Source organism: Cohnella xylanilytica, from assembly GCF_014212175.1.
GTDB classification, from domain to species: Bacteria; Bacillota; Bacilli; order Paenibacillales; family Paenibacillaceae; genus Cohnella; species Cohnella xylanilytica.
In genome coordinates this window covers 1-5,787 of record NZ_JACJVR010000152.1, presented here as the reverse complement: position 1 = coordinate 5,787, position 5,787 = coordinate 1, and the positions used below count along the sequence as shown (strand labels likewise).

2 protein-coding genes are annotated in these 5,787 nt (G+C 63.6%); both read right to left on the bottom strand.

Going from position 1 to position 5,787, the window contains the following annotated elements; translation table 11 throughout:
* Positions 1-1,912: GAF domain-containing protein (locus H7B90_RS31710; protein ID WP_185139911.1), on the bottom strand; the 1,912-nt coding region annotated here is incomplete at its 3' end.
* A 296-nt stretch (positions 1,913-2,208) separates the two neighbouring features.
* A partial coding sequence (locus H7B90_RS31705) for a glycosyl hydrolase (protein ID WP_185139910.1) occupies positions 2,209-5,787 on the bottom strand: 3,579 nt, incomplete at its 5' end.

Genomic DNA, 5,787 nt, shown 5'->3' with positions numbered 1-5,787 from the left:
TCTCCCGCATGTAGCCTTCGAACGCTTCGACCAGCGTCTCTTCGATAAGGGCCGGAGCCGGAGACGAATAGGCGGGGAGGGCGTGCGGACTCTGCTCCCGCCTCGACTGCCATCGGGCGAGCGCCAGCACTTGGGCTTCCCGCGAGTAGTCGGGAGGCGCCCGTTCGTCCGCCTGGACGGGGACGAGGCGCTTCAGAATCTCTTCCGATTCCTGGAGCACCCGGATGACGTCCGCGTTCCACGGCACGGTCTCCCACAGATAGGAGGATTCGTAGGCGCTGACGAGGCCGGCTTGGCCGATCCGTTCGATGGATGCCGGTTCGAATCCCAGCTTGTGCGCGAAGTCGGCGGCCAGCTTCGCGGTCTTCGCCGCTTCCCGGTAGGCGGCCGGATTCCACTTGGCCACCGCTTGGCCCAGCAGCTCCAGATGGCTGCGCCGTGCCAGGCCGTCCGCGTTGCGAAGCTCGAACAGCCGCATCTCGCCGATCATGGCGAGCGCCATGACGAGCAGCCGCTCCGCTTCCTTCAGCCTCTCCTCGGCGATTCCCAGCGCCAGAACCCCGACGATCTGCCGCCCGTGGACGAGAGGCAGCTCCACGATCGATTCTCCCCACTCCGCCAGCCGGCCGATCGGCTGGCGGGCGTTCGTCTGGGGCGCGTCCTTGCGGGGGCGATAGCGCTCCGCCGCTTCCCTCGCGTATTGATGGATCTGCTCCGGGCCCATCTCCCGGGAGACGAGGCGGGCTTCCGTCCGGCGGTCCGGTTCCGGCAGAAGCAGGATGCAGGCGAAGGAGCCCCCGACCAGGCTGTGGGCGGCGTCGACCAAGACGGACAGCACTTGATTGGCGTCGTGCATGAACCCGATGGAGTAGGCGATCTCGTTCAAGGTCCGAAGCAGAAGGCGGTGCTGCTGATGCTTCTCCTGAAGAGCCGCCGCCTGTCGGCCGCTCCCCCACAGGCTCATCATGAGCTCGATCAGCTCGACGCTCTCCGCAGGCGGCTCCCGGAACGAGAACGTGCCTCCGAACAGAATGCCGATCATCTCTCCCCCCGCCGTCAGCGGGTACCCGACGACCGTTCGCAGGTCTAGACCTCTCTGGGAGAAGAAGGAGAATCGCGGGTCTTCCGAGGAAGAGCTCCACACCATTCTCCGCCGAATGAGGGCGACGTGGCCGAGGCAGCCTTCCCCGGTATGAAACGCGGCCCCGAGCAGCGCTTCGCTCCGGTCGTCGCCCGCGGCGAACGCGACCTGGAACCGCTCGTTCTCTACCTTTCGCGCGAAGCCGGCCACGTCCAGCTCCAGAATGCGCAGCAGCAGCCCGGCGGCGTCGGCTTCCCGGTCGGCGAACCCCGGGGTCGCCGACCAATCGACGACCTCCCTCAGGCGGCGAAGGGCGGGGGCCGGCGCCCCTCGGTTCTCGGTGTCGTTGCGCAGAAGCACGGCGGCGATCTCGGCCATCTGGCCGAGCTTCGTCATCAGGTCCATCCGGTGCAGCTCTCCGATGTCGGGCAGCTCCCGCAGATGCCGCAGCGTCTCGGAATCGCCCCGCTTGCGGATGTCGAACGCGTCGGCCGCGGCCTTCCGGGACTGCTCGTCCATCCAGGCGCCCGCCCAGACGAAGCACGAATAGCCCTCGCGGACCCGCAGGGGGGCGACGAGGAATTTCAACCCGTAGATCGTGTTGTAATCGTATATCGTAACCGCTTGAATTCCCTGCAGATAGGAGGTATGTCTCTTCAGTTCGGCTCGCAGGTCGAAGCCGTCGGTCGAGGACAGGACGCGAGCCAGCAAGCCGTCCGACCCGGAAGGCTCCGTCGTCATCCGTCCGGTATGATCCACGATAGCGATCGCCATACGATAAGCCGTGGCATATGTATCCTGTAACTGCTGCAGCTGCCTATTATACGCCATCTACTTACCAGCCTTTGTCCTATCTGGTTTTTTTATCATAGTACAATAAATAAGTATCGCTATCGATAGCACTAAAGGCCCTGTTAATTGCCATTCCTAGTCTGAACGTACCTTGTTCGGGAGTTCGTTCCTGCCTCTTGCGTCCGCGTCCTCCCCCAACCTTCTTCCCGGTCCCGGATGGGTCGATAGGCAGCATAGAAAAGACCCCTGCGGGACGCAGGGACCGACAATCCGGTACCTGCGGCCGCAAGGGGCCTTAAAGGCGTAACGATATGAAAGGAGAAGGGATCCGCCGGTTACTCCAGCGTAACGTCGTCCACGTACAGGCTTCTCGTCCCTTCGCCGCCGGGGGAATAGACTTGAACGCCGATCGCCTTGACGAGCGACTTGTCGATGCCCTTGGCCGCGTCGTCCAGATCCAGCGAGATCCATTGATAGTCGGACGTCAGCGCCGTCTCGCCGGAATCCGCCCAGGTCCAGCCGGCCCCCGTCTTGATGAACAGCTTCGCCTTGGCCGTTCCGGACGTCACCCTCGCCCTGAGCTTAAGCAGCTTGCCTTGGCTCAGATTGCGGTCGCCCTGGAACGCCAGCTCGAAGCTCTTGCCGTTGTCCTCGGCTGGGAAGTCGACCGCGAGCACGCCGTTGTCCGCATCCTTCGGATTGGACAGATTCGACGCGCCCAGCTCGTTGGCCGTGAAGCTCCAATTCTGAACGGAGTCGTCAAAAGAGAACAGCGTGCCCGGCGCTTCGCCGCCGCCCGTGCCTCCCGAGCCTCCGCCTGTGCCCGCCAGCGTCACGTCGTCCACGTAGACGGTCTTCGTGCCTTCGCCGGTCGGCGACGAGATCTGCAGGCCGACCGCGACGACGTTCGTCTTGTCGATCGAGCCGGCGTTCAGATCGAGGGAGATCGTCTTGTAGTCCGTCGTCAGCTCGATAGGATCGGCGGCGACCCACGTCCAGTTGCCGTGCTTCACGAACAGCGTCGCTTGGGCGGTTCCCTCGGAGACGCGAGCCTTCAGCGTCAGCGCGGAGCCGTTGCTCAGATCCTGCGGAGCCATATAGGCCAGCTCGAAATGCTTGTCTTCCGACGCCGGTGCGGACGGGAAGTCCGCGCTCAGCGTCTTGGTTCCGCCGTCGTCGGAGTTCGCGAGATTCGTCGCTCCGAGCGTGTTGTCGTTCAGCGTCCAGCCCGCGATTCCCTTCTCGAAGTCGAACAGCGTTCCGACGGGGAGGCCTCCGCCTTCGCTGCCGCCGGGCACCGTGCCGGCGTCCGGATCGTTCACGGCGCGGATGTCGTCGAAGTACATCGACGAGGTCAGCTTGTTGCCGTCAGGTCTCGCGTTCGTGTAGATCGAGAACGCCTGCACGTTCTTCAGGTTCGTCTTCGTCAGCGTGCCGGTCGCGCCGTTGGCCGGCACGAACTCGTTGAACGGCGCCGTGACGAACGCCGCTTCCTTCGTCGCCGTGTCCGGGTAATACTCGTACGTCTTGCCTCCGACGTTGACCTGCATGACGAGCTTCTGGCCTTGGCCGTCCGGCTCGTACCAGAACTGCAGGGCGTTGTAGCCGGACCAGTCGACTCCGTTCAGCGCCTTCGTGATGCCGGCGTAGCCGTTGTTCCCGAGCGTATACGCATACTTCAGCCCGTAGCCGCCGACGTGCTTATGGGTTCCGTCCAGGGCGGCCGTCGCCGGATCCCCGCCGGCATGGACGAACTTCGCGGCCAGCGCTTCGTCGCTGCCGAGGTAGCTCTCGAAGTCGTCGACGAACGCGGGGTCGGAGGTCGCTTCGGAATACGTGTTGAACAAGCGGATATTGTCCGCGTAGATCGGGACCGTCTCCCCCTCCGCGGTCGCCCATCCGCCGCCTACGACCGACAGGGCGATATCGTCGGCCGCCTCGCGGGCGGCGTCGTCCGTCAGATCGAACGTCGGCGAGAACTTGACGTATTCGATTCCTCCGACCGTCACCTTCGGCAGGCTGGCGAGCGAAGCGTACGTCGTGTCCATACCGTACTTCGTCTCCCAATCCGGAGGCAGCTGCGCGACTCCGCGAATGCTGGCGTTATCGGCGGCTCCGAGCGACGCCGGAACCCACACGTCCATTTTCACCCGCTTCACGCCGGTCAGCTTGTCGCTTCCCGCCTTCTCCTTCGCGTTCTTCAGCTCCAGCTTGAACTCCTGCCACGTGTCCGCGCCGTTGAGCTTGGTCGCGTCGATTCGCAGGGAGCCGCCGTTGAAGTCGCTGCGGGAGATGCCGCCGTTGTTCGTGGAGCCCAGCGAGCCGGAATATTCTCCGTTATATTGAACGCCGTCGATCCCGTCGTCGAACGTGTAAGCGCCGATCTGGACTTCGCTCACCTTCACGAACACGGTGTTCGTCTGGCGGTACAGCACCCGGTTGCCGCTTCCGCGGTAGACGGTCACGGTCAGCTCCGCCGTCTTGCCGTTCAGCTCGGCTTCCGGCGACCAATCCGCCGTGTAATAGCCCGTCGCCGGGTCCTTGACGAGCGGCTGCTCGGCCCCGGACTCGCCGATCTTGTACGCGACCCGGATCGCGTTGTCGTTCTCGTTCAGCACGCGCACCCGGATCTTCGTCGTCGCGTCCTTGATCGTCCCTTGATCGGTCGGGGAGACGACGTGCATGAAGCCTTGCTCGGAAGAGGAGCGAACCTTCTTGTCGTAGGCGCCCTTCACGTCGCGGCTGAACGTCGAATACGAGTCTTCGTAGAACTTCTGGAAGTCCGGAAGCATCTCGTGCTCGCGTTCGGGGTCGCCCGTATGGTAAGGAACGTAAGCCGAATCCTTCACGCCGTTGAAGTTCGCCCAGGTCAGCATGTACGCCATCTTCTTCGAATCCGGATCGGACTTCAGCGCGCCCGCCAGGCGGGTGAAGAAGTCCTTCGTCGCGTTGCCCGATACCTTCATCTTCTGGTAGCCGAACTCGGTAAGAGCCGCGACCTTCTTCTTCCGGTCGGCGATCTTCGACACCGTCTTCGCTTCCGTCTTGACGCTCTCGAACCAGCTGTCGCCTTCTCCGTTATAGTAGCTGTCGAAGCCGAGGATATCGACGTAATCGTCGCCCGGATACGTCTTCAGGTACGTCTCTTCGGATTCCCCGAAGCCGCCGCCCGGCGAGTAGGCGTACAGGAAGTTGCGGACGCCCTTCTTGTCGCGCAGGTATTCGACCGTGTACCGGTAAATCTCCTTGTATTCGTCCGTCGTCGTGAACGCCGCGCCCCACCAGAACCAGCTTCCGTTCTGCTCGTGGAACGGGCGGAAGATAACGGGGATCGGCTTGCCCGCATCGTCCTTCAGGTTGTTCGCGAAGTCCGCGATGTTGTCGAGGAACGCGTTGAACGCCTCGTGCTTGTCCCCTCCCGGAAGGATGTGGGAGACGACGTTGCCCTTCGTATCGTAAAAGTCGTTGCCGGTCACGAAGTTCGGCATGTGGGCGCTGAGCGTCAGGACGCCGCCGCTCTTGTACGCCTTCTTCATGACGTCGATCAGGTTGTCGCGGCTCTTCGCGAAATCGCCTCTCACGCCCGGTTTCTCGAAGCCTTCGAGGCTGAGCGTGTCCCATCCGAACAAGCCGGGATAGTCGCCCACGCTGTCGAGCGAGTCGGAATGGGTCCCGTCGCTCTCCGTGAACGAGAGGCCTTCGGTCGTGGCGTGCTGTTGACCGAACAGAATGGACTTGCCGCGGCTCTCGTTCAGATAGACGAACAGCGACTTCGTGCGGTCGGTGGCATCCTTGTCGACCAGGTTGACGAGATTGCCTGCGTTCGTCTGCCCTCCTCCGGAGCCGCCCCCGGACCCGCCGGAGCCGCCGCCGGCCGCGCCGCCCGCCGATTCGCCGGCCGTCGCAGGCACGAT